Raw genomic sequence first — 25,739 nt, forward strand, 5'->3', positions numbered from 1 at the left:
CTTTTCTGTTATTGAACGGGCGCTTACCGCCTTCATTTCCTGCGTTAAACCTACTATGTAATGATACATGTTATCATTGCCCATTGGCAAGTCTCATCCCTCCACTCACAGCTATTGCCACGATTTGTTCAATTTAAGCGGGGCACACTAATATCGTCGTCCCTGTATCGTTTATTTCTGCGGCAATATGTTAAAGTTGGACACCAGAGCACTGTGGATTTATTTCGAAAGGAGCGTTAGTCATGTCTACGCTTGAGCGTACTCCTGTCCAAACCAGAGGAACCAAGCCATTTTTGCCTGATCTGGTGTTTTTTGAGCCAGACGCACTGAATTATCCTAAGGGCCAGCGTATTATGGATTGGGTTAAAGCCAAGGATATTCCGTATCGGATGACTACCTCTCACAACCGAATTACCAATTTACCAGGTGAAACTGAAGTTGAAAAGTACCGAATGGCAAAAAAAACTTTGGTTGTCGGTATCCGTAAAACGTTAACTTTTGACCAATCCAAGCCCTCTGCCGAATATGCCATCCCCATTTCGACTGGTTGTATGGGGCACTGTCACTACTGTTATTTACAAACAACCTTGGGAGCAAAGCCGTATATTCGTGTATATGTCAACACTGACGATATCTTATCAGCAGCTAAAGCTTATATCGAGGAGCGTGCGCCTGAAATTACCCGTTTTGAAGCAGCTTGCACCTCCGATCCAGTTGGTTTGGAGCATATCACCGGAACGCTTGGAGACTTGATTCGTTTCATGGCAGATGAAGAATTTGGTCGTCTGCGTTTTGTTACTAAATATCATCATGTTGATCCATTACTGGATATTAAACATAATGGTCATACTCGCATCCGCTTTAGCATTAATTCCGATTATGTTATTAAACAGTTTGAACCTGCAACTTCACGCTTCGAGGAACGTATTGAAGCCGCTGGCAAAATCGCACGAGCCGGTTATCCACTGGGGTTCATCATCGCACCCATCATCTGGTATGACGGCTGGGAAGAAGGTTACGGCGAGTTGCTGCGAAAATTGGGAGAAACCTTGCCACAGCATGCTACAAAAGATTTGACGTTCGAATTAATTCAGCATCGCTTCACCAAAACATCCAAAGCTGTCATCGAGAAACGTTATCCGAAAACCAAGCTGGAGATGGACATAGAGAAACGCAAGAAAAAATGGGGCCGCTGGGGACAAAACAAATATGTTTATCCCGATGAACAGCAAAATGCACTGCGAGAGTTTATCACAGAGCGCATTTTTGAACATTTCCCTTTAAGTCGTATTGAATATTTCACATAACTAGCATCCAATCTGGGGTAATCCGTTGTAAAAATAGCGTTACATCGGTCATATGATCCGTTACCAGTAAAATGCCCGTAATAACTAGTAGTATGCCACCTGTCTTGATGAGGATGGAGGTATAGCGAGAGGATAGTCGTACAGAGCCTACCAGCAAAGCTAATACAAAAAATGGAATCGCAAAGCCAAGCGCATAGCCTGTAATCAGTTTGAACCAAATGTGATGCTCTACTGCCGCCAAAGCGATAATAGCTGTTAGCATGGGACCGATACAGGGCGACCAGCCTGCCGCAAATCCAATTCCGATTACAAAGGAACCGGCGTACCCGGCAGGCTTCCATGTCCAGCGAAGCTTATGCTCCCTCATTAGAATCAAAGGACGCACCACACCAAGAGATACCAGCCCCATTAGTAAAATAAGTGATCCCGCTACCACTCTTAGCGTATCCCCATAATTGGCAAACCATTCTCCAAGCAACCCGACACTTGCACCCAGTGAATAGAAAACCACCGAAAAGCCCAATACAAAAGCAAGCGTATGTCCCATCGTACGATAACGAACCTCAGCCTTGTGCCGTCCTTCAGCCAGTTCACGCGCAGACATCCCTGTCATATACGATAAATAAGATGGATACAGCGGTAAACAACACGGTGAAAAAAAAGAAACCAGTCCGGCTATGATCGCCAACCCAGCGTTGATATTTGTCATCATCATTTCCTCCCACCTGTCTTAAGTGAACACAAGCAAACAAGCCCTGCCTACTAAAACATACGTATAGCGGGAGCAAAATATGATGCAAGCCAAAAAGCGCATGCCCAGGAAGAATAATTCCCGGACATACGCTCATTACGCTCTTTTATTTTTACATAGCGTTCTACTTTACAACCGCACCATTCGGCATACCTTCCGGTACGGTGGCCAGCGTAAGCTGATCTCCATGTGATGCTGCCAAAATCATACCTTGCGACAACTCTCCCCGAAGTTTTACTGGCTTCAGATTGGTCACACAGATCACCTTGCGCCCAATGATATCTTCAGGTGTATAAAACTTCGCAATCCCTGATACTACTTGCCGCTGCTCATAACCAAGGTCAAGCTGAAGCTTCAATAGTTTATCGGCCTTCTTCACAGGCTCGCAGGCGACGACCTGAGCAACGCGCAGTTCCACCTTGGCAAAATCCTCAATGCCAATCTCTTCCTTTGCCTCCGGTGCTTCCTGGCTCGTCTCAGATGCATTCTGCGGTTGAGCTTGTGTCGTAGCTTCCTCCGGCTTCTTACCTCCAGTCATCGCTTCCACGATAAAAGCAACCTCTTGCTCTGAATCCAGACGCGGGAAGATCGGATTACCTTTGACCAGCTGCGTTCCTTCCGGAATACGACCGAACTGTTTGCCGCTATCCCATGTAGTCAACTCACCTTGGCTAATACCGAGCTGCTCCCAAATTTTATGAGGAGCACGGGTTAAGAATGGCTGGAGTAAGATGGAAGCGATGCGCAAGCTTTCTACCAAATGCAACATAACAGATGACAATTCGCGACGTTTTGCCTCATCCTTAGCCAAATTCCATGGTTGCGTCTCGTCAATATACTTGTTGCTACGGCTAATAAATTGGCTAATCGCCGTTAATGCCACGGAAAACTCCATGTTTTCCATGGCTTCTTCTACTTTACTATAAGTCGATGTTGCCATGTCTTCCAAAGCTCCGTCGAATGCTGTTACATTCGCTTCATAAGCTGGAACCTTACCATCAAAATATTTATCTACCATCGCCACGGTACGATTCAACAAGTTGCCCAGATCATTTGCCAAATCCGAATTAACTCGATCTACAAAACTTTCTGGTGTAAATGTTCCGTCTGCCCCAAAAGGCACCTCGCGCAGTAAGTAGTATCGTAGTTGGTCCAGACCATAACGGTCAATCAACGTCATTGGGTCTACAACATTGCCTTTAGATTTCGACATTTTACCGTCTTTCATGAGCAGCCAACCATGTGCAAATACTTTTTTAGGCAACGGAAGATCCAGCGCCATCAGCATAATCGGCCAATATATCGTGTGGAACCGTACAATCTCTTTACCTACGATATGCACATTTGCAGGCCAGAATTTATCATACAGCTCGGTATTGGAAGAGCCATAACCCAAGGCTGTGATGTAGTTGGAAAGTGCATCAATCCACACATACACGACATGCTTCGGATCCCCCTTCACCTTAATGCCCCAATCGAAGGTAGTACGGGATACAGCCAAATCCTCCAGACCCGGCTTGATGAAGTTATTGATCATCTCTTTTTTACGTGATTCCGGCTGGATAAACTGCGGATTCTCTTCATAAAATTGCAGCAACCGATCAGCATACTTGCTCATACGGAAAAAGTAACACTCTTCCTTGACCAGTTCTACAGGGTGTCCACTATCCGGGCTTTTTCCTCCAGCCACATTGCCTTCGGCGTCCTTCACCACGTCAACCAGCTGAGTTTCTGTGTAGTACGTCTCGTCAGGGATGCTGTACCAGCCTTCGTATTCTCCCTTGTAAATATCGCCTTGCTTCAGCAAACGATCAAAAATTTCTTGTACAACAGCCTTATGACGTTCCTCCGTAGTACGGATAAAATCGTCATTGGAAATGTCGAGCTTCCGCCACAGTTCTTGAATACCTGCCACAATATCATCTACGAAACGTTGCGGCGTTTTGCCTGCTGCACTTGCTTTCTGCTCAATCTTCTGACCATGCTCATCCGTTCCTGTCAAATAGCGCACTTCATAACCGCGTAGCCGCTTGTAACGGGCCATTGCATCTCCCGCAACCGTCGTGTAAGCATGACCTATATGTAGCTTGTCGCTCGGATAATAGATCGGTGTCGTAATGTAAAATGTGTTCTCATTGGACATGTGTGTTGCCTCCTGTTTTGTTCACGGCAGCTATAAGACCTGCTGACATGATGGTACTCCAATTCATGTATTTGGCACAAATTGGGCACAAAAAAGACCCCCGCCCCTATGGGACGAGAGTCACCTCACGCGTTACCACCCAATTTTCCTGTATCCTCGCAGACTACAGGCTTCACCGGTCACATCTGACCGCCCATTAACGCTGGAACACGCCTCCCCCTTACGATTGCCTCCCAAGCACTAATAATTATGGCAAATACGCTCGAAAAAGGTTCCTCCAGGACCATATTCAGGCTTCGCTCCAGACCGGTTTGCAGCTAACCCCGGCTCTCTGTACTGGGCGTTTTACCCTACTCATCCCTTCGCAGGAAAACAATATTAACCAAAATATAACCAAATCCGCATAGCGCTGTCAAGTCAGACCCTTTTCAGAGTGGGTAGCCAAACGATCTTCGCTAGACCTATCTGTTCCCTTTTTTGCAGGAGGGACCAAATCTACGCCGCCCGGATGAAAGGGATGACACTTGGCTATACGCTTAGCAGCAAGCCATGAACCTTTGAGCGCACCATGCATCTCTACCGCCTCCAACGCGTACGCCGAACACGTTGGATAGAATCGGCAGGTAGCCGGCTTTAACGGTGAAATATAGGAACGATAAAACTTAATCGGAGCCTGTACCACTCTGCGTGTGGTGATTTTCATTTCAGTAGCCCCCGTGGCTGTGAGTGTGACTGCTCGTCTGTCTGAATCCCCCATCCGAATTACTGTCAGTATGCCCATTCTTCTGTTGACAATCTTTGCAATAACCAAAAATTTCAAACTTGTGCTCGACGATTTGGAATTGATCCGTTGTATCCGTCATTTGCATTGGGCAAAAAGAAATCGGTAATGTTTTCTGACAGCTCAAGCAAATCATATGGTGATGGTGATGATGCTCATTACAGCTCACCTTGAACTTCATTCCATCCTCAAAAGATACCTGTTCCAGTACACCCAATTCCTGCATTACACGCAGATTACGATAAACCGTATCAAAACTAAGTCCACTGTACTTCTTACCCATATATTCATAAACGTCTTTGGGGGACAGATACCCTTCATTCTCGGAAAATAACGTGGCCAACGTCTTGCGCTGATCTGTAATACGCAGCCCCTGAGCGGACATTGTTGCAATAATTTCATCCTTTGTCAGCATGCGTTTCACCCTCCCCTGTCTGTAGTTTCAGGTTTTCTGATGCAGGCTTAGGCTTGCATCTATTTATTATACCACGATTAAAGTCAATATTATAAGAGATATTCGTATCTATACATAAGAAAAAGACGCTCTCCGGCGCTACGATTAAATTCGCAGCAGGAGAACGCCTATATTCTGCAAGTGACATCGACTTTTAAACGGTGAATGACGAGACCCAAGGTCTAAGCCGGTAAACAGCACCGGTTAATTCATATTAATTTTTAATAGCTGGTAAAGGCATGACTACTACGGAAACTGGCAAGTTACTTCCTGCAGCAGCAGTGAAATACATCTCTACACTTTCCTCGATATGCCCTGTGCGATACAGCACACTCATCTCATTTGGAGCCCATACCGCGCCGTTCGTCGGGATACCCACAACCTGATTGTTTACCATCGCATAGCCGGAATATTCGCCCCCACGCGGGTTGAAGGTAATCAGTGAATACGGCGCTACATGATCCAATTTAACTTTATATACAACACCAAAATTACCGGCATTGGAAGCAGAAGAGCCGTCCAGACCGTCCGTACCAATCAGGTTCGGGTCTACCTTATTATCACCAAGAACGATACGTTGAGCTGTTTTACCAACCTCTTCGGTATAATTGAGCGAGATATCAGCATTAGCGTACGTTCCACGGTTGTGAATTCCGTCTTTCGGAAGTTTTGCCAGCGTGGGCAGTACGGTCATAGGATCTGCATTCGCATCCACCATAATGACCGTATATTGGATTGGTTGATCCGTGTATAGATCGGACAATAGAGAAATGACCTGCTTTTGCTTCATTTTTTTCTCGTTCAAATCCTGCAAAATAATACGGCTTTCACCCGGATTCAGAACTGTACTAGAACGCTTGCTTCCATCTATCATAGATTGAAAATATTTTTGAATTGAAACTTTACCCGCAGCCGTGGCAAAATCAGATGGACCGGCAAAACCGGAATTTTCGACATTTATATTGGCAGGAGTGATATTGTTGTTGGTCGCAATCACGTACATCTTCACATCTCTACCCGTTTCATTGACATGATGGACGAGTATGCGCGTGCTGCCTGATCCGGTTTCCTGATACACAATTCCGTCCTGAAATACACGTTCCGGGCTGTTAGCACGGATCAAAAGACGCGGTGAAGATGTACTAGTCAAAGGAATGGTAGCCATGGTAGGCACCTGACTGCCGTCTACTGTATATTTATCACCATATGGTGTGAAGATTTTATTGAAATCATCTTCGTTGTACAGCAATTCATTCGTAATTTTAATTGTTTCACTTTTGGTACCTGTTGCGCCGTGCTTATCAGTCACGGTGAGTGTGATTGTTACATCACCTGGTTGGAAGAAGGCAAGTTTCTTATTCTCCCAATCACGCTTAGTGATAGCATTCTCATCATCTGTACTCAGGTCGGTAATGGTGATTTTCTCACCCATTTTGTACTCTTTTTTATCAGTTGTAAACAGAGCCACTGGCGGCTGATTTGGTGGTCTTACTGTAAGTGTAACTGAGTAAGGATCACTCCAGTTCCCAGCAGAGTCAAGAACAGAATAGGTAACTACATATGTACCTGGCTCCTGAAATACGTCCTGCTTCCCTTCCCAACGTTGGTTCACAATCGGAAGACCTGTAGGAGAAGATTCCTTCGTCAAATACGTAACTTGGGTTTCGCCCGCATAGATATCTTTTTGTTGAACCGTGAAGGAAGCTTTAGGCTTCTGATTCAAATCCATGATAACTTGTTTAGTCGTATTATTCACAGTATAAGGAATATTTAAGGCCTGTGTAATCGAGGTCAATGGCACCATAAATACGTTCTTTTGCTGAAAAGCCGGTCCCTTCATTTGTCTGGCTTCACCGTTAACCGTATAAACCTTGCTGTCTGTTTTGAAGCGCATGACATTTGTTCCTTGTGTGATTACGGTTTCTTTGGTGGCAGTGTCATAACTAAACTGCAATCCGACACGGCTGACAAGAGAACGGATAGCTACATAGGAAACTCCGTCCTTAACAGTCATCGGCTGAGTTGCTGTGTACACCTGTCCGTTTTGTTCCATTTTCGCGCTGTTTAAGTACAAAATCAATTGATTAGCACCCATGGATGTTGGAGCTCCACCAGGATTGGTGATCGTTCCGTCTCCACCGTATACATCATTGGATACGTTCGATCCGTTGGTTGTATTCGTAGGCAGGCCAGTCAGTGGATCATTGGATACGCCTGTATTATTAGGTGTCACCGTGTCATTTTGTGTGCTAGTTCCATCTTGATCTCCGATGCTATTCTGAACGCCTGAATCAGCAACATTGGCCTGAGCCTGCTGTGCGCTAACCGAATCGGTGGATTGAACGGTTGTTGATGCTGCTTCTGCTCCTACAGGGGCTACTGCGGCCACCTGAGCCACCGCAAGAGCGGTGAGCATGGTCCATTTCTTGAAATTCATTGTCTGTCTCCTTCTATCACCAAATTATTATCATTCCCGTAAAAAGTCATACTATTAGACGCATCAGTTGTTAAAAAGTTTCTGGAAATTTTGCTGATCATGAAAAAAAGGGAACTTTCTCCTGTGACTGCAAAAACTAAAATAAATAGAATAATCCCCTGATACGCTAATAATCTATTAAATAAGCAAGCTATCAGGTAGCATTAGGGATTTTTTCAGTGTTTAATTTATTTCATCAAAAAAACTCTCAATTGAGATGAAGCCCTTATTATATACTAAAATCATTTTCATAACAGTACTTATATTAAAAAGCTATGTATAAAAATTCAGGCATGGATGATGGAAATAAAACTATGAAAAATAAAGAAAAACGAAGTGAAAAAGTTACTTTATCGTTAAAGCAACATATCCCTTTTTGTTTACTTGAAAAAGAAAAGGGTGTCCAAGTCATCAAATCGACTTTAGACACCCAATAAATAATTTATATATTAAGGCCAAGTTAGAGAAAAAGTTCCGTTATTATTATAAGTTTGTACACGAACTGTATGATACCCATATAAACCACTCACATGAAAACTAGTTCCTTCACTTGGATTTCTATCACGCTGGTAGACATGTCTACCGTTACTATCATAAATGTCAATACTGTACAAATCTGAATTGCTAAGAGTCGTATAAATCTGAATATCCAGAGACCCATTCAAATAAATAGATGCAGAAGTTTGACCAAGTTGATATGATCTTGATCCTTGAGGTGTAACTGCACTCTCATTTATTAATGTTTGTTCAATAAATGATTGCGGACTTGAATTTGAGTTAACCACATTTTCTTCAGCATAGGTTTGTTGAGTAGGTATTAAACTTAAAGATAAAGTGAGAGCTGAGAGAGCAGTTAAACCTAACAACTTAGATTTTTCCATTGTTTCTTGTCTCCTTTACTTTTTTATATTTCACAAATTTATAGTATAATATTTAGGCGAAAAAGTAAACAAATTTTTCCTTATTCATATATATTTGTGTTTTTGATATAATGATTTTATAAATATAGAAATAATTTTAAAATATAAAACAATTGAAATCCGAACTCCTCATTTTATTAACTAATAAAAAAATATATTGTTTACAGAGCGAAATTTCTACATTGTTCATTTTCTATGTATCTTAACCAAATTGCAGTGTAATATATCTTTAAGACTAAATTAGTAGATACTTACGGAAGTAACTTTGTATCTATCAATCGTTAGTATCTAAAGCCTATTTAATAAGTGAAATGTAACTATACAATTATATAATTATTTCATTTAAGGCTGTCTAAGATGCTAATCTTCGACTAGTCAGAACTCAAAGCATATGCATCTTAAAAAAAGTGATTAGATAACACTAGGTTACAGCCTTCTTTTACACATCTCAATACTAAAAAGTAGTACTTTTACCAGAGTAAGAACAAGCTGATTCAAGCCAGCCAAAGATATATCTATTCTATAAACTCAATATTTCAAGATAAATTAAAACAGCGCGCACCGTTTTAATATTGGTACACGCTGATTACTTATCTTTTTTTATTTTTATCTACTTAACAGAGTTAATAAACATTATTAACAGTTCTTACGCTATCTTTTTATTTAGTATAAACTGGTCCCAAATTATGATGGACGACAGACAGCATTCTTTCCTGCAGTCTCCAGACGACCCTCTTCAATGAGTCGGTAAGCACGTTGAACTTCTTCATCTGTAGGAGATGGAACTCCCTCCAACGGATACTCCTTACCGAGCATTTCCCACTTGTAAACACCCATTTGATGGTAAGGTAATATTTCGAATTTCTCGACTCCGTTCAACGTTCCGATAAACCGTCCCAAATTCAATAAATCTTGCTCGTCATCATGAATACCCGGTACAAATACGTGTCTAATCCACATTTTGCGCCCTTGCTCAGACAACCAGCGAGCCGTACTTAGCATACGGTCATTAGACTTGCCTGTAAGCTTAATATGTTTGTCATTGTCAATATGCTTAATATCCAGTAGCACCAAGTCTGTTACGTCCAGCAGTTCATGGATACGGCCCGCGTCATTAAAGCCGTTACTGTCCAGTGTCGTGTGCAAATTCCACCGACGTTTCACTTCTTTGAACAGCTCTGCGACAAAATGAGCTTGCAGCGTCGGTTCTCCACCGGATACGGTCAATCCGCCTCCTGAAGAACGGTAATAGGCTAAATACGGCTCAATCTCAGCCAATACCTCCTCTAACGTCATCGGATTACCTTCATTCAAGGCCCAAGTGTCCGGGTTATGGCAATATTGACATTTCAACAAGCATCCTTGCATAAAGAGCACGAAGCGGATGCCGGGACCATCGACGGTCCCGAAGGTTTCCAATGAGTGTATGTGACCTTTCAACATGTTGCATCATCCTTCCCGCATCCGCTATGCGTGCGTCATTGTAATACTTATTTACATTGTACCGTGGAAAGTACGGTTAATAACATCCAATTGTTGTTCACGAGTCAGCTTGATAAAGTTAACGGCATAGCCGGAAACACGAATCGTCAGCTGTGGATAGTTTTCTGGGTGCTCCATTGCATCCAACAGTTGTTCACGAGCAAACACATTGACATTCAGATGATGTGCGTGGCTTCCAAAGTAGCCATCCATCATCGAAACAAGGTTTGTTTTGCGTGTTTCTTCTTCTTTACCCAGTGCTTTAGGCACGATGGAGAAGGTGTTCGAGATACCATCCAGACTGTGTTCATAAGGCAATTTGGCTACGGAACTCAGAGATGCCAAAGCACCTTTTTTATCACGGCCGTGCATTGGGTTTGCCCCTGGTGCAAACGGTTCGCCTGCTTTACGTCCATCCGGTGTTGTACCTGTTTTCTTACCGTAAACCACGTTGGAAGTAATAGTCAGTACAGATTGAGTAGGAACCGCATTACGATAAGCTTTATGCTTGCGAATCATGCTCATGAAGCTTTCTACCAGTTCCACAGCGATGTTATCTACACGGTCATCGTTGTTACCGTAGCAAGGGTATTCGCCTTCGATTTCAAAGTCAACAGCAATCCCTTTTTCGTTACGGATTGGTTTAACTTTTGCAAATTTAATGGCACTCAAGGAGTCGGTAGCAACTGACAGACCCGCAATACCACAAGCCATGGTGCGGAGAATATCACGATCATGCAACGCCATTTCAATGCGTTCGTAGCTATATTTATCATGCATGTAGTGAATAACATTCAAAGTGTTCATGTACAGTTTTGCCAACCATTCCATCATAGGTTTGAAGCGGCTCAACACTTCTTCATATTCCAGAACTTCGCCTGTAATGGCTGGGAATTCAGGCCCTACTTGGACGCCAGATTTTTCATCTTTACCACCGTTAATTGCATACAGCAGAGCTTTAGCCAAGTTGGCACGAGCACCAAAGAATTGCATTTGTTTACCGATTTTCATTGCCGATACACAACAAGCAATACCATAATCGTCTCCATAAATCGGACGCATCAGATCGTCATTCTCGTACTGAATGGAGCTAGTTTCAATAGAAACTTTCGCACAATATTTTTTGAAGCCTTCAGGCAATTTTTCCGACCACAGTACAGTCAGGTTCGGCTCCGGTGCAGGTCCCAGATTGTAGAGGGTGTGCAGGAAACGGAAGCTGTTTTTAGTTACCCGAGTTTCTCCAGTTACGGACATACCACCAATGGACTCAGTAACCCAAGTTGGATCTCCACTGAATAGTTCATTATAGTCAGGTGTGCGCAAGAACTTAACAATACGCAATTTCATAACAAAATGATCGACCAGTTCTTGAGCTTGTTCTTCTGTCATTGTACCCTCTTCCATATCACGTTGAGAGTAAATATCAAGGAAGGAAGATACACGTCCTAAGGACATTGCTGCACCATTTTGTTCTTTGATTGCTGCAAGATATCCAAAATATACCCATTGGAAAGCTTCTTTCGCATTGTTAGCAGGTTTTGAAATATCAAAACCGTGCTCAGCAGCCATTTGTTTCAGTTCATTCAAAGCACGAATTTGTTCGGAAATTTCCTCACGCAGACGAATTACGTCTTCTTCCATGGAATCAACTTCAAGGCTTTTCAGTTGCAGCTTTTTATCTTGGATCAAGAAGTCTGCACCATACAAAGCTACACGACGATAGTCACCGATAATACGACCACGACCGTATGCATCTGGCAGACCAGTAATGATACCAGCTTTACGAGCTGCTCTCATTTCATCTGTATAAGCGTCAAATACACCTTGGTTGTGAGTTTTACGAATATGAGTGAAAATATCAATAATACTTTCTGGTACTTCAAAACCATAGGCTTTACAAGCGTCGATCATCATTCGAATTCCACCAAACGGCTGCAAAGAGCGTTTGAATGGAGCATCTGTTTGTACACCGACAATTTGCTCTTTATCCCGGTCTAGATAACCCGGTTTATGTGAAATAATAGTGGATGGCGTATTCACGTCTACATCAAGCACGCCGCCGTTTGCCAACTCTTTTTTGGTAAGATCGGATACAATATCCCACAATGCAGTTGTGTTGGCGGTAGGACCAACCAAAAATTCTTCATTGCCAACATAAGGTAAGATATTAGTTTCAATAAAATCGTTGACGTTGACTTCTTTAGTCCATTTGCCTTTTTTAAAACCTCTCCAGCCAGATTGTTGCTCTTGTAATTCTCTCTCAATCACCGACATGTAAATCCCTCCAAATTGTTTGGTCTTCCGGACTTGTGATTTTTTTCACGATAAAGCTATTTCTTGAGCCCGGCCTGTTCACCGATGCCTTACGCTCAGTGTCGGGACCTTTCTTACACCCTTATTGTAGAATAATGATAGAGTGTAGTATGTGATAAAAATCACAATATGAGTGATTTTTATCACTTTATTTTCCCTGGCTTCACGCCTATATCCTTAGCCTTGCCGTTCACCTCCCTTCCCAAACCAACAGGCCCTCTATATAGAGAGCCTGCATCGGTATTGAACGAGAAAATGCTTTTTCACAAGCCTCTTCGTACCTATTATATTATTGGTCAAAACGTCCGTAGAAGGCATTGCGATAGACATCAGCCAACTCAGTAACCAGCGGCAACTTCGGATTCGCAGTTGTACATTGATCTTCAAATGCGCGGTCAGCCAGATAGTCTACACGTGATTCGAAATCCTTCGCATCGAAACCGATTTGTTGGAACGATTCCTCGATACCGAGTGTTTTGTTCATCTTACGGATTGCTTCGATCAAGCTGTTAACCCCTTCTTCGGTGGTGCGTGCAGGCAGTCCCAGTATGCGCGCGATTTCTGCATAACGCTCATCCGCAACAAAGTGCGAATATTTAGGGAACGAAGCAAATTTTGTCGGTTTTTTCGCATTATAGCGAATAACGTGCGGCAGCAAAATGGCATTCGTGCGGCCATGCGCTGTATGGTATTGTCCACCCCATTTATGTGCAAGACTGTGGTTAATACCCAAGAATGCATTAGCAAACGCCATACCAGCAAGTGTGGAAGCATTATGCATTTTTTCACGAGCCAGCTTATCACCGATCAGAGCCGATTGTTCTAGGTATTGGAATACCAATTGAATGGCTTTAATTGCCAGACCATCTGTGTAATCATTAGCCATTACGGACACGTAAGCCTCGATAGCATGTGTCAGAACGTCCATACCTGTGTCCGCTACAGCTGTTTTAGGCAGCGAATATACAAACACTGGGTCAATAATTGCCACATCAGGAGTCAACTCATAGTCAGCCAGCGGGTACTTCGTGTTACCCAGGTTTTTGTCCGTAATTACTGCAAACGATGTAACTTCGGAACCTGTACCCGAGGTTGTAGGGATAGCTACAAATTGTGCTTTTTGGCCCAGACGTGGGTACTTGTAAATCCGTTTACGGATATCCATGAATTTTTGTTTTAAGTTATTGAAATCAGTATCTGGATATTCATAGAACATCCACATGCCTTTAGCCGCATCCATTGGCGAACCGCCGCCCAGTGCGATGATGCAATCCGGTTGGAAACGTCTCATCATTTCTGTACCACGTTCTACCGTAACTGTCGATGGATCTGGCTCTACTTCAGAGAACACTTCGATAGCTACCGGTGTTTGGCGTTGATGCAGATAATGAATAACACGATCCACATATCCCAGTTTTACCATCATAGGGTCCGTGATAATGGCTACACGTGTGATATCAGGCATTTTAGCAAGATACTGTGTCGAATTTTTTTCAAAATAGATTTTGGAAGGTACTTTGAACCATTGCATATTCACCGTCCGTTTCGCCACCCTTTTCACATTAATCAAATTGACTGCCGATACGTTCGACGAAGTCGAGTTACGACCGTACGAACCGCAACCGAGTGTCAACGAAGGAAGATTGGTGTTGTAAATGTCGCCAATCGCACCATGTGTGGAAGGTGCATTTACAATGATACGTCCTGTTTGCAGACGGTTTGCGAAGCGAGCGATAACGTCCTCATCGTTCGAATGAATAGCGGACGAGTGGCCCATGCCCCCGAATTCCACGACTTCAGCAGCGCGTTGAATACCTTGTTCCGCATTTTTCACTTTATAGCAAGCCAATACAGGACTCAATTTTTCCGCAGACAATGGGAATTTTGTTCCTACCCCTTCAATCTCAGCGACCAAAATTTTAGTTCCTGCTGGTACTGTGATACCACTCATTTCAGCAATTTTCACAGCAGACTGCCCGACGATTGCTGGGTTCACTGCACATTTCTCGACATTCATAGCTCCTTGAGTGAGCTTAGCTGCTTCTTCTTTATTTACAAAATAGCAGCCGTTAGCGATCATCAATTTTTTCACTTGTTCGAAGATTGGCTCTTCGATAATAACCGCTTGCTCGGAAGCACAAATCATACCGTTGTCAAAAGATTTAGAGAGGATAAGATCGTTCACGGCCTGCTTGATGTCTGCTGTTTTTTCAATAAAGCAAGGCACGTTACCTGGGCCTACACCCAGAGCAGGTTTACCGCAGCTATATGCCGCCTTAACCATGCCTGATCCACCAGTTGCCAGAATCAGAGCCACATCCGGGTGATTCATGAGTGAATTTGTCTTATCCATCGATGGAGCTTCAATCCATTGAATACAATCAGCTGGAGCACCATGTTTGACGGCTGCTTCGAGCAAGACGCGGGCTGCTTCCGCACTACACGATTGAGCAGATGGATGGAAACCGAAAATGATTGGGTTACGTGTTTTAATGGCAATCAACGCTTTGAACATCGTAGTCGAAGTCGGGTTTGTCACTGGAGTGATCCCCATGATAATGCCGACTGGCTCTGCTATCTTTTGAAAACTGTCAAAATCATTGTCTTCAATGACACCGACGGTTTTTTCATTTTTGATACTATGATAGACATATTCTGTTGCAAACATGTTTTTGGTGATTTTGTCCTCGTACACACCGCGTCCTGTTTCTTCAACAGCCAACTTCGCCAGGTACATGTGTTTATCCATCCCTGCGAGTGCCATAGCTTGTACGATTTCGTCAATCTGTTCCTGATTCATACTCATGAAAGCTTGCTGTGCCCGGTTCCCCCGGTCAATCAGCGTTTGAATATACTGCTCTGCGCTTTGCTCTTTTTGGATAACCTCGTTTTTAACAGCCATTTCCCTCATCCTCCTGTTATCTCGTGTACTATCTCTTGTTCACGCACTGATCGTAACACAGCTTTTCAAGATATATTGTGATTTTTTTCACAATCTATTTAAAATTTTATTTTATGAAGTGAATTAAATCACAAAGTTTGGAATTCTGCCACTTTTACCCCCTCTTCTTGCCCCAAAAACGCATTGCGCAGGTATATAATGAATTTGAATTGATCAAGTTGCAGATAAAAAACATAGGATACAAAGGGGAAATGGACGATGAGAAACCCTACAAATGTAATGGAAGCCCGCGGCAACACCTGTTGCTTCTCGGAGGCCAGCTTCAACCGGTTGCAAGTGATGATGAAAGATCGAGTTATGCCAGAAAGCTCGCATCTGTTCTGGGAAGGAGATACAGCGGATAAGCTGTTTTATATTAAGCGCGGACGCGTGAAAGTAACCAAAACAACGGATGAGGGTAAGGAACTTATTCTATATATGTATCAAAGCGGCGATCTTGTTGGTCAAGCCGATCCATTTTTCGGTACTAAGCATTCCTTTTCTGCTGAGGTTCTGGAAGACAGTGATATTGGCGTAATCGATCATACAGATCTGGAGCTACTTATTTGCCAGCATTGTGATTTTGCGATTGACTTTATGAAATGGATGGGTTCGCATCATCGCATTACTCAGACTAAGTTCCGCGATTTGATGATGTACGGCAAGCCTGGCGCTTTATGTTCAACACTCATCCGTCTATGCAATACCTATGGTGAGCCTCACGGCGAACATATCCTGATTCATAAAAAAATTACTCATACTGACTTATCAAATATGATCGGTGCGACTCGGGAAAGCGTAAACCGGATGCTTAGTGATCTACGTAAGAAAAATGCAGTTGAATATGATAATGGCATGATTGTTGTCAAGGATTTGGAAATGCTGCAAGGCGTATGTCATTGTGAATTGTGCCCTCGTGAGATTTGCCGCATATAATAAATCGTTTTTTATGTAAAAGGGAGTGTTATAAGCCATTATAGCTTATAACACTCCCTAATTTATTTCCACTCCTCTACTTATACAGAAGCAGTTGCGAAGCATTTTAACACTAGTCCTTCTTCTGGCAACACACTTTTTAAAACTGTAAGCATAGATAACTTAAATTCCCCATCTCATAGCTTCTATGGATGACCTTGGCTTTGTTTGCAGGATTGCCACTCCCCATTGCAATAAACAACGGTACAAAGTGCTCTGCTCTTGGTACGGCCTGGCGAGCATACGGTGCTTCGCTTTCATAGTGATCCAAAGCCTCTATATCTCTACTTTGAACTTTTTCAATAATCCAATCATCAAAATCTATAGCCCAAGGTTCTGTTTTCGTTTCCCCCCATTTGACGATACGCAGATTATGAACAGTCACTCCACTGGCAATGACCAGAATATCTTGTTCTCCCAGTCCACGCAGCACTTCACCAATGGCATATTGTGCTTTGGGCGAAAGATATGGATTTACTGAGATCTGAACTACCGGAATGTCTGCCTCAGGATACATACGATGCAACAATGTCCAGGATCCATGATCCAGTCCCCTCACCCGGTCAGTTTGTACGTCAATGCCCTTTTCTTCATATAATTTTTCCAGCTTATTGGCCAGTTCCACAGAACCATGTGCTGGATATTTCACCGTGTACAGTTCCGGTGGGAAACCGCCAAAATCATAAATGGTATCGTACACGTCATCCATCGAACTGATCGTCAACGTTTGCGCTTCCCAATGAGCAGTAAAGATAACAACCGCTTTAGGGCGAATGCTTTTCCCCAGTTGCTCTAAAAATGAAGTATAGTCCGTCTGTTCAATAGCAAGCATCGGTGAGCCGTGGGCCAAAAATAAAGATGGCATCATATAAAGATCCCCTTATCAGTAATAGTTTATTTTATTCATTAAGTAACTTTATGTAAGTAATAATACATAAGTAACAAAGTAATGTCAACACAGATTTCAACATACACTTAAAGATCAGAGATTCCATAAATAAAGATTGATATAGGTATAAGGTCATAGTAATATGTAACTAATAAATTTAAAATTTCACTATGTTTCGATACAAAGGACTGGTTTCTATGGAGATACATACTTCTAATTGCCCAAAATGCGGTTCCGTTTTTCGTCAAAACCTTAGAAACCTGTGTAGTTCTTGTATTCAGGAAGAAAATATATTCTTGGACCGCTGTTCTAACTATCTATGGAAGCATCCTTCTACTCATACTCGTCAGCTCAGTGACGTAACCGGCACACCTATAGAATTGCTCACAGATTGGGTAAGAGCAGGCAAGTTTCCCTCCACATACAGTCAGCTTGATTATCCTTGTGAATCCTGCCGTTCCCCCATTTATGCAGGAAGACTTTGCCATTCCTGCTTGGGTACATTCCGTTCGGCCGCGCTGGATATTCAAACCCGTGTGCCCCGCCGTGCAACAGCAGGATTATTCTCAGTTGCAGGGCGCGTCAAAGGCTATTAAGCCGTCCTGCCTATGCAGATCATTTCTGTAAAATGGATAAGTAGTCCTATACACAAAATAAAAAAACAGCCTTTTTCCTAGGAAAAGGCTGTTTTGCTATGAGAAACGCTTATTTAGTTTGGTGCTCATCTAATCCATTCCTCAGCCCAAAATTGAATCTGTTCCATAACCGGCTGAAGCGCACGGCCTTTGGTTGTTAGCTCGTATTCAATGCGGACAGGAGTTTCCGGATATACATGACGTGTAAGTATTCCTTCATTTTCCAAATCTTTCATCCGCTCTGATAACATTTTGTCACTCATTGTGGGAATCAGATTGGAAATATCCTTAAACCGCTTAGGACCGCTCATCATGGATTGAATAATTAATCCATTCCAACGCTTACCCAAACATGAAAAGGCGGTTTCAAAACGCGGACACATTTTTGTAAATTGCGGTTGACTCTCCAAATTTTTCACCTTCTTTTGCATTTCGGTTTGATAAAGCTTTCCTTTTGTTAGTATATATCATTTTAGCATACTTTATCCCGAAAGAAAACACTTTCTTCTTAAATTAAATACCTGCGCTGATAAAGTTGCCATGACCAAAACTGATTATACAACAAACCAACACAGCAGGTATATGTCTAAATCGTTAAATACAAAAAGGCGGAATCCCTAGAGGTTCCGCCTATCAATCTGTTCATTATACAGCTCATCAAAATGTGATGATTGTTATTATACCAACACTCCACCGAGAGGTCTTACAGGTTCACTTCTTCCATATATTGGTTTGTTAATATTTGTCGGAGAAGTCCAACGAATGCTGTTGGCGATAACTTTCAAAATATCAGGCTGGTAATAAGTCGGATAGGTCTCATGACCTGGGCGGAAATAGAATATCTTACCGCTACCTCGGCGGAAAGTACATCCGGTTCTAAATACTTCGCCGCCTTCAAAGTTACTAACAAATACCAATTCATCCGGCGCTGGAATATCAAAGAACTCGCCATACATCTCTTCCTGCTTCAACAAAATTTTGGCGTCTATGCCTTCTGCAATAGGATGTGACGGATTCACCGACCAAATAATCTCCTGTTCACCTGCCACCCTCCATTTCAGATCACAGCTAGTGCCCATTAGGGCTTTGAATGGCTTTGAAAAATGGCCCGAGTGTAGCACGATCAAGCCCATTCCTCCCTGCACTCGCTTTACAACACGCGCCGTAACTTCATCGCTCACCTGATCGTGGGCTTTATGCCCCCACCACAGCAGCACATCTGTGGAATTCAGGATCTCTTCTCCCAAACCATGCTCGGCATCATCACGAAGAGTAGCTGTTCGAATGGCAAATCCCTCTCCTGCCAGGCCGTCAGCCAACGCTTTGTGTATCCCGTCAGGATATATCTGTTTGGCTTCATCATTCAACTTTTCGTTCAAAAATTCATTCCAAATGGTGACGTTAATCATCAACATTTCCCCCTATTAGGTTAGACCCACCACATCTCGCTCAGCGGTTCTTCAATCAATACCTGGCGAAGATTGTGGACAGCCTTAGTAAAGCCTTCCTCCACGGACATCAGACCATCTTCATGCTCAATACTCACTACATAATCGTATCCCACCAGACGCAGAGCACTGATAATATCTGCCCAGGTTTTTACATCATGTCCATAACCCACAGTACGGAACTGCCAAGCGCGATCTAGCATTTTCGTATATTCCTGCATATCGGTAAGCCCATATTTATTTACATTGACCGGATCAATCGTCGTATCCTTGGCATGAAAATGGTGAATGGCTCCCTCTCGACCCAAAATTTGAACCGCCTGCACTGGGTCAATTCCCTGCCACCACATATGACTCGGATCCAGATTAGCACCAATGACCTCTCCCGCAGCTTCACGCAAACGAAGCAAGGTCGCTGGTGTATGAACGGAGAAGCCTCCGTGTAGCTCCAGCCCAATTTTAACATGATGATCTGCTGCAAATTTTCCCGTCTCAGTCCAGTAAGGAATAATTTTATTCTCCCATTGCCACTTCAACACTTCCTGAAAATCATTAGGCCACGGAGCCACAGGCCAATTTGGATATTTCGCATCCTCATGATCACCCGGACAGCCAGAGAAAGTGTTCACAACTGGAACTTCCAGCTTTTCTGCCAATCGAACGGTTTTAAGAAACGTTTCATGATCAGCTTGGGCCAAATGCTTTTGCGGATGAAGAGGATTGCCGTGACAGCTAAGCGCACTAATCGTTAGTCCGCGGGACTCTACTGCCTTTTTAAAATTTTTGAGCGCTGTATCATTCTCCAGCAACTCATCCGGCTTACAATGCTTATCTCCTGGGTTGCCGCCTGTACCGATTTCTACAGCATCCAATCCTTGAGAAGCCACATAATCCAGTGCCTCCTCCAGCGAACGTCCGCCAAACAACACCATAAATACTCCAAGTTTCAAAAGAAATCCCTCCCTGTATCATATGTGAAAAAAGCTGCTTTCATTATAATGATGGTCTATTCGGGATAATTACGTGCTTAGTCAAAATAGACAGCTTTCCCGGTACGGGCCGATTCATAGATAGCTTCCAAAATTTCAGTAACAACCAGTGCCTGTTCCGGCTTCACAAGAGGTTCTTTGTCGTCCAGAATAGATTCGATCCACAGACGAGCTTCGCGGTCTGCTTCATTTTCCGTTTCTCCAGAGTAAAAGGCAACACCACCTGCATCCAGATCTATTTTCGTATCAAACAAGCGGCTGTTCTTTTCCCCGTTAATGCGCAATCCATCCTGCATATCAGCTCCGCCTTCGGTTCCGCATAACAGCGTCTTCGCTTCGCCAAACTCTACAACGTTCAATGCCCAGCTGGATTCCAGTACAATCGTAGCTCCATTTTGCATCGTAATAAAACCAAAAGCTGAGTCCTCTACCTTAAATTCCTCAGGATTCCAAGGCCCAAAGGCATTTGCCGCATCTTTACGATCCCCTAGCTTATGGAAGGTTGAACCTAGTACACTTTTAGGCTTGTAATTATCCATCAGCCAGAGTGTCAGGTCGAGTGCATGCGTGCCAATATCAATAAGAGGACCACCGCCCTGCTTCTCTTCATCCAAGAATACTCCCCAAGTCGGAACCGCGCGACGGCGTAGAGCAATGGCTTTGCCCAGATAAATGTCTCCAAGCTCTCCTTGCTCAACCAATTGCTTCAGATACAAACTGTCATCACGATATCGGTTTTGATACGCAATAGACAGCTTCTTACCTGTACGGTTGGCTGCATCGAGCATCTCCCGTGCTTGCTCAGCAGTTTTAGCCATCGGCTTTTCACACAGCACATGCTTACCTGCCTCAAGCGCCGCTACGGTAATTTCTGAGTGCGAGTCATTGGGTGTACACACATGTACGACTTCAATGTCTTTATTTTCTAGCAACTGACGGTAATCACTATAAACTTGCGACCCTTCAACTCCAAACTTTTCTGCTGCCTCTTCAGCGCGCTCCTGAATGATGTCACAGAATGCAACGATTTCTGCACGCTTCTGCTTGGCAAGACTCGGCAAGTGTTTGCCGTTGGCAATGCCTCCACAACCAATAATCCCGATTTTGAGTGTTTTAGACATGAATATTTCCTCCCTGAGCTGCGTATTGTTGGAGCCATTTAATGCTGGTTTCAATGCTTTCGATTGGAGGGTTTGAGCAGAAATCCTGTTCCACGACGACCCAATCCACACCTGCCTGAATAGCGGCGTCTGTAATGGCCTGAAGCTGCACTTCGCCTTTGCCAAGCTCTACAGTCACTGCTTTTTGTTGCTCGTCACGTGCCATATCCTTTAAGTGAATGATAGGCAGGCGTCCATTATAACGTCCGATGTATTCCACTGGATCATAGCCCCCATAGTATACCCAACAAGTATCCATTTCGACCTGTAACAAATCATCGGAAACCGCATCATATAAAGCATCGAATACCGGGCGATCATTGATTTTTTCTGTCAATTCAAAATCATGATTATGATAAGCCAGTATCAAGCCCTGTTCTTTCACTTTTTCACCAATACGATTCAAATTAGCAAAAATTTCATCCCACTGTCGCTGTTCTTCGGTTAAATAAGGAACGATTAGGTACTTATTGCCCAATTCTTTGTGGTATGCAATCTCCTCATCCAAATGATCCAACAAACGAGAATATTGTATATGAGTTCCGACAACTTCCAGATTCAGCTCATCCAAAAGCGCTCTGACATCCTTGGCATTGCGTCCGAAAAAGGTATGAAATTCTACCCCTTTATAGCCAAGCTCAGCTACCTTGCGCAATGTACCTTCAAAATCCTGTTCAAGCTCTTCCCTTACTGTGTACAATTGCAATCCTACTTTAGCCATTACCCTTCACCTCTTTAATTAGGATGAATTTTTCATTATATCTGTTCCATAATACAAATCCTCGTCCGGCTTGAACGTGCTTTCCATCGTAATGTGATTGCCTTCCAATGATGAGCGCTGAAAAGCATGCATGGCTTCTAACACATGGTAGGCCAGCTCAGCATTAGCACGATGGTCCGTGAATTTCAATGCGCCAAAGGCTTTTCACTGTACACATGCTTGCCTGCCTCTAGTATCGCCACATCTGTCAGTGCATGGCTGCCAGGCACGGTCAGATTAAATACAAGCTCAATCTCAGGCTGACGAAGCAATTCATCCACCTTGTATACGTTTTCAATGTTGAATTCATCGGCCCTCTCCTTGGCCCTCTCATCTAGTAAATCAGCGACGGCCACCACTTCAATAAGTGGGCTCTTTTGGAGATTTTCAAGATATACCGAGCTAATAGTACCGCATCCGATAATCCCGGCCTTCATTCGTTCCACGTCGTCACACTCCTTGGCCTCCAACATGTACTTTCTCATCTAACATGTAAGCTTTACAGTTCACATAGTATTCTATTTCTGTTTCGTTTAAAATGAATAATATGATTAAAACATGAACAATCTGGTCAATATTTGAAACAGCCATATGCCCAAAGGAGTCATCATCATGTCTATCGTCGAGCCTTGTCAGGTTCTTACCGCAGGCTATTCCTTCCATCGAAAGCCCTTTTATTCGAACCAGCCTGATGGGATTAAAAATTATTTATTCCGTTTGCAAACAGATGGACGCTGCCAGGCCCGCATTAACGGGGAAATGACACGGATTGAGGCGGGTGATCTACTGCTATTCAATCCTACCGAGCCTTATGAACTGGATATTCATAGTGAGTTGAATCCCATGGGAGATCTGGTCGTGGAAAGTGGAGATTATCACATTTTTTTCGGTGGTTCCTGGGTAGATGAGTGGTGGAACCATCATAAACGACCCAACAGAATTAAGGTTCAGCTCACAGAAGCCCTGCTTGGCCTATTTCGTCAGCTTGTGATGGAGCAACGACGTATTTCTAATCCTTACCCGGAAATATCAAGTTATTACATGCGCATTTTATGTTTGGAGTTTGACCGTATGCTATCCGATCATCCTATCGCTACTCATCATAACTATCTTGCGTATCAGATTAAAAATTATATTGAAGAAAATGCATCCTCTAACTTCAAGCTGGATGACGTGTCTTCACACGTAGGTATCAGCGTATCCCGAGCAGTACATCTGTTTAAGGAAACATTCGATACGAGCATTATGCAGTACACGCTGGACATCAGGCTTAACATGGCGAGAGAACGAATCATTTTCAGTCCCATGTCACTGGAACAAGCCGCCGAATCGTCAGGATTTGCAAATTACACGTATTTTCATCGTGTATTTCGTTCCCGCTTCGGTATGTCGCCCAAAGAATTCAGGGTGATTCACCGCGAGCAATTGTAGGTAAAAGAGAGCGTTCACCTGAACGCTCTCTTTGTTCATAACCAATAATAATGAAATTGTGCTTACATACCACAACCCAGCTTTTTTACGGAGCAATTGTCAGCATCACTACCGACATTGGTGGCAGTGTAACATCCAAATGCTGACCTTGCAGCTGATAGGATGTGAAAGCTTCCTTTTTCACACGCTCTGGCTGATCAAACGTATTATGTGCCTGCATATCGTCGCTGGCAAGAACAACACCGCTGATCTTTTTAACCTCTTCCAGTCCTCTTAGCTCCAAATTCAAGTTTGCCGACTCGCCCGGATGGATGTTGCAAAAGCTAATATGAATATTGTCATCCTGCGCCTTGGAGGCGGACACGCTTACTTGTGGGATGGAATCCCCATCATATTCATAATCGCCCACCTTTACATGAACAGCCAGTGCTTGTGCATCCTGATGCACCTTAAACATTTCAAATATATGGTATGTCGGCGTCAACAGCATAGCAGGGCCTTCGGTCAGAATCATGGCCTGTAAAACATTGACCATTTGAGCGATATTCGTCATCTGTACTCGGTCATGGTGATTATGGAAAATGTGTAGGTGCAGCCCAGCTACCAGCGCATCGCGCATCGTGTTTTGCTGATACAGGAAGCCCGGATTGGTCCCCGGCTCAGTCAGGAACCAGGTTCCCCATTCATCGACGATCAGTCCGACCCTTTTGTCAGGATCATATTGGTCCATAATGGCTGAATGACGAGTAATCAATTCATCCATATGCAATGATTTTTTCATCGTCTCGAACCATTCCGCTTCATCAAAGCCGAGTGCTTGCCGTTTCCCTTCCCAGTTTCCCGGGATCGTATAGTTATGCAGGCTCAAACCGTCCATAAGATGCCCAGCTTCACGCATCAACACTTCGGTCCAACGATAATCATCCACATTCGCCCCCCCTGCAATCCGATAAATGCGGTTCTCGCCATAGTTACGGACATATGTCTGATAGCGGCGATACAGGTCGGCATAATATTCTGGGCGCATGTTACCGCCACAACCCCAGTTTTCGTTACCCACTCCAAAATATTTGAGCTTCCATGGTTTCTCACGACCGTTTTCCTGACGCCATGCAGCCATAGGGGACTCTCCATCGAAGGTCATGTACTCTACCCACTCCGACATTTCCTGAACTGTACCACTGCCGACATTTCCACAAATATAAGGCTCTGCATCTAACAGTTCGCACAATTGAAAAAACTCATGTGTGCCAAAATGATTATTTTCAACCACACCGCCCCAATGCGTATTTACCATTCTCTTACGGTTTTCTTTTGGTCCGATACCATCTTTCCAATGATATTCATCGGCAAAACAGCCTCCCGGCCAGCGCAATACAGGAATGTTCAGCTTTTTCAGGGCTTCCACTACATCATTTCGAATTCCGTTTGTGTTTGGAATCGGTGAGTCCTCTCCAACCCATATGCCTTCATAAATGCAACGTCCAAGATGCTCAGCAAATTGTCCATAAATATTTTTATTAATAATGCCTTGTTTCCAATCGGTATTAACAACAATAGAACCCTTCACAACAAACCCTCCCCAAAATATTAAGATTGTTGGAACACCCTTACGAATGTTTGCGCTTTCATTTTTGGTCTAAATATCACTCATATTACCGATCTTCTTCCGATCTTAATTTTTACGCAACATCTCATCTAGAAAACATTAACATAAATATTAATAATTAAATAAAAACATTTCACGTGTTTAATATATTTTATTGCCTACTTTTTGTCAATCGTTAAGAAAAGGTCCAATCAAACCAAAAAGCCTGCCATTAGGGCAGACCAAGGTATGACTACTTTAACCCGTAATCCAAGTTCAGCCGAGCCTGAGCATTG

Annotated in this window: 22 protein-coding genes and 1 pseudogene; 5 read left to right on the plus strand and 18 right to left on the minus strand. The window is 43.3% G+C overall.

The window, feature by feature from the left end:
- Nucleotides 1-242: 242 nt before the first annotated feature.
- On the plus strand, nucleotides 243-1,307 hold the full coding sequence (splB, locus tag JOE49_RS21230; RefSeq protein WP_023989268.1) for a spore photoproduct lyase: 1,065 nt from the start codon (nucleotides 243-245) through the stop codon (nucleotides 1,305-1,307).
- Here splB and JOE49_RS21235 read toward each other — a convergent pair.
- The 5 genes from JOE49_RS21235 to JOE49_RS21255 form a co-directional block, all read right to left on the minus strand.
- Entirely contained in the window at nucleotides 1,300-2,016 is a 717-nt protein-coding gene (locus JOE49_RS21235) for a cytochrome c biogenesis CcdA family protein (protein WP_202404309.1), read from the minus strand. The two genes, splB and JOE49_RS21235, sit on opposite strands and share 8 nt — an antisense overlap.
- Nucleotides 2,017-2,182: 166 nt before the next feature.
- Nucleotides 2,183-4,201 carry a methionine--tRNA ligase gene (gene metG, locus JOE49_RS21240; RefSeq protein ID WP_209942741.1) on the minus strand — a complete coding sequence of 673 codons (2,019 nt, stop codon included), beginning with the start codon at nucleotides 4,199-4,201 and terminating at the stop codon, nucleotides 2,183-2,185.
- Between the two features lie 412 nt (nucleotides 4,202-4,613).
- Nucleotides 4,614-4,904 (minus strand): membrane protein insertion efficiency factor YidD, encoded by a 291-nt coding sequence (gene yidD / locus JOE49_RS21245; protein ID WP_023989271.1) that lies wholly within the window; start codon nucleotides 4,902-4,904, stop codon nucleotides 4,614-4,616.
- A gap of 1 nt (nucleotide 4,905) precedes the next feature.
- Nucleotides 4,906-5,397, minus strand: a complete 492-nt coding sequence (locus tag JOE49_RS21250) for a Fur family transcriptional regulator (protein ID WP_013310843.1) — start codon at nucleotides 5,395-5,397, stop codon at nucleotides 4,906-4,908.
- A gap of 253 nt (nucleotides 5,398-5,650) precedes the next feature.
- On the minus strand, nucleotides 5,651-7,873 hold the full coding sequence (locus JOE49_RS21255) for a copper amine oxidase N-terminal domain-containing protein (protein WP_068941536.1): 2,223 nt from the start codon (nucleotides 7,871-7,873) through the stop codon (nucleotides 5,651-5,653).
- A gap of 353 nt (nucleotides 7,874-8,226) precedes the next feature.
- On the opposite strand from JOE49_RS21255, the gene JOE49_RS26730 reads away from it, so the two are divergent.
- Nucleotides 8,227-8,349 (plus strand): hypothetical protein, encoded by a 123-nt coding sequence (locus JOE49_RS26730; protein WP_256715643.1) that lies wholly within the window; start codon nucleotides 8,227-8,229, stop codon nucleotides 8,347-8,349.
- 12 nt (nucleotides 8,350-8,361) lie between these two features.
- Here JOE49_RS26730 and JOE49_RS21260 read toward each other — a convergent pair whose 3' ends face one another.
- From JOE49_RS21260 to adhE, 4 genes are all read right to left on the minus strand, one after another.
- Nucleotides 8,362-8,793 (minus strand): hypothetical protein, encoded by a 432-nt coding sequence (locus JOE49_RS21260; protein ID WP_069079995.1) that lies wholly within the window; start codon nucleotides 8,791-8,793, stop codon nucleotides 8,362-8,364.
- Nucleotides 8,794-9,516: 723 nt separating this feature from the next.
- The gene (pflA, locus tag JOE49_RS21265; RefSeq protein ID WP_013310845.1) at nucleotides 9,517-10,275 is read right to left on the minus strand and encodes a pyruvate formate-lyase-activating protein; all 759 of its coding nucleotides are present in this window, start codon (nucleotides 10,273-10,275) and stop codon (nucleotides 9,517-9,519) included.
- A gap of 51 nt (nucleotides 10,276-10,326) precedes the next feature.
- Nucleotides 10,327-12,588: a formate C-acetyltransferase gene (gene pflB, locus JOE49_RS21270; protein ID WP_025722256.1), complete on the minus strand. Its 2,262-nt coding sequence runs from the start codon at nucleotides 12,586-12,588 to the stop codon at nucleotides 10,327-10,329.
- A gap of 328 nt (nucleotides 12,589-12,916) precedes the next feature.
- Nucleotides 12,917-15,529 carry a bifunctional acetaldehyde-CoA/alcohol dehydrogenase gene (adhE, locus tag JOE49_RS21275; protein ID WP_023989274.1) on the minus strand — a complete coding sequence of 871 codons (2,613 nt, stop codon included), beginning with the start codon at nucleotides 15,527-15,529 and terminating at the stop codon, nucleotides 12,917-12,919.
- A gap of 258 nt (nucleotides 15,530-15,787) precedes the next feature.
- Here adhE and JOE49_RS21280 point away from each other — a divergent pair, with 258 nt between their 5' ends.
- Nucleotides 15,788-16,504 carry a Crp/Fnr family transcriptional regulator gene (locus JOE49_RS21280; RefSeq protein WP_013310849.1) on the plus strand — a complete coding sequence of 239 codons (717 nt, stop codon included), beginning with the start codon at nucleotides 15,788-15,790 and terminating at the stop codon, nucleotides 16,502-16,504.
- A gap of 139 nt (nucleotides 16,505-16,643) precedes the next feature.
- On the opposite strand, the gene JOE49_RS21285 is transcribed toward JOE49_RS21280, so the two are convergent.
- Nucleotides 16,644-17,411: a DODA-type extradiol aromatic ring-opening family dioxygenase gene (locus JOE49_RS21285; RefSeq protein ID WP_209942749.1), complete on the minus strand. Its 768-nt coding sequence runs from the start codon at nucleotides 17,409-17,411 to the stop codon at nucleotides 16,644-16,646.
- Nucleotides 17,412-17,728: 317 nt separating this feature from the next.
- Here JOE49_RS21285 and JOE49_RS21290 point away from each other — a divergent pair, with 317 nt between their 5' ends.
- Nucleotides 17,729-18,028 (plus strand): hypothetical protein, encoded by a 300-nt coding sequence (locus JOE49_RS21290; protein ID WP_226887755.1) that lies wholly within the window; start codon nucleotides 17,729-17,731, stop codon nucleotides 18,026-18,028.
- Between the two features lie 125 nt (nucleotides 18,029-18,153).
- On the opposite strand, the gene JOE49_RS21295 is transcribed toward JOE49_RS21290, so the two are convergent.
- The 7 genes and pseudogenes from JOE49_RS21295 to JOE49_RS26550 form a co-directional block, all read right to left on the minus strand.
- On the minus strand, nucleotides 18,154-18,498 hold the full coding sequence (locus JOE49_RS21295; RefSeq protein ID WP_013371810.1) for a winged helix-turn-helix transcriptional regulator: 345 nt from the start codon (nucleotides 18,496-18,498) through the stop codon (nucleotides 18,154-18,156).
- 246 nt (nucleotides 18,499-18,744) lie between these two features.
- Complete coding sequence (locus JOE49_RS21300) at nucleotides 18,745-19,476, minus strand: ThuA domain-containing protein (RefSeq protein WP_023989276.1); 732 nt, start codon at nucleotides 19,474-19,476, stop codon at nucleotides 18,745-18,747.
- A gap of 20 nt (nucleotides 19,477-19,496) precedes the next feature.
- Nucleotides 19,497-20,465, minus strand: a complete 969-nt coding sequence (locus JOE49_RS21305; RefSeq protein ID WP_013310854.1) for a sugar phosphate isomerase/epimerase family protein — start codon at nucleotides 20,463-20,465, stop codon at nucleotides 19,497-19,499.
- Nucleotides 20,466-20,542: 77 nt separating this feature from the next.
- Complete coding sequence (locus JOE49_RS21310) at nucleotides 20,543-21,625, minus strand: Gfo/Idh/MocA family protein (protein WP_013310855.1); 1,083 nt, start codon at nucleotides 21,623-21,625, stop codon at nucleotides 20,543-20,545.
- On the minus strand, nucleotides 21,618-22,385 hold the full coding sequence (locus JOE49_RS21315) for a sugar phosphate isomerase/epimerase family protein (RefSeq protein ID WP_013310856.1): 768 nt from the start codon (nucleotides 22,383-22,385) through the stop codon (nucleotides 21,618-21,620). The genes JOE49_RS21310 and JOE49_RS21315 overlap by 8 nt, the downstream gene beginning before the upstream one ends.
- An 18-nt stretch (nucleotides 22,386-22,403) precedes the next feature.
- Nucleotides 22,404-22,574 carry a hypothetical protein gene (locus JOE49_RS26545; protein ID WP_245248456.1) on the minus strand — a complete coding sequence of 57 codons (171 nt, stop codon included), beginning with the start codon at nucleotides 22,572-22,574 and terminating at the stop codon, nucleotides 22,404-22,406.
- Nucleotides 22,575-22,576: 2 nt separating this feature from the next.
- A pseudogene (locus JOE49_RS26550) lies at nucleotides 22,577-22,870 on the minus strand (Gfo/Idh/MocA family protein); the annotation flags it as partial.
- Nucleotides 22,871-23,036: 166 nt separating this feature from the next.
- Here JOE49_RS26550 and JOE49_RS21325 point away from each other — a divergent pair.
- A complete protein-coding gene (locus JOE49_RS21325) occupies nucleotides 23,037-23,855 on the plus strand; it encodes an AraC family transcriptional regulator (RefSeq protein WP_023989280.1) in 819 nt (272 codons plus the stop codon).
- 85 nt (nucleotides 23,856-23,940) lie between these two features.
- Here the strand turns inward: JOE49_RS21325 and JOE49_RS21330 are convergent, their stop codons facing one another.
- Nucleotides 23,941-25,425, minus strand: coding sequence for an alpha-N-arabinofuranosidase (locus JOE49_RS21330; RefSeq protein ID WP_053325705.1), 1,485 nt, complete (start codon nucleotides 25,423-25,425; stop codon nucleotides 23,941-23,943).
- Between the last annotated feature and the right edge of the window lie 314 nt (nucleotides 25,426-25,739).

The organism is Paenibacillus sp. PvR133, assembly GCF_017833155.1.
Classification (GTDB): Bacteria; Bacillota; Bacilli; order Paenibacillales; family Paenibacillaceae; genus Paenibacillus; species Paenibacillus polymyxa_B.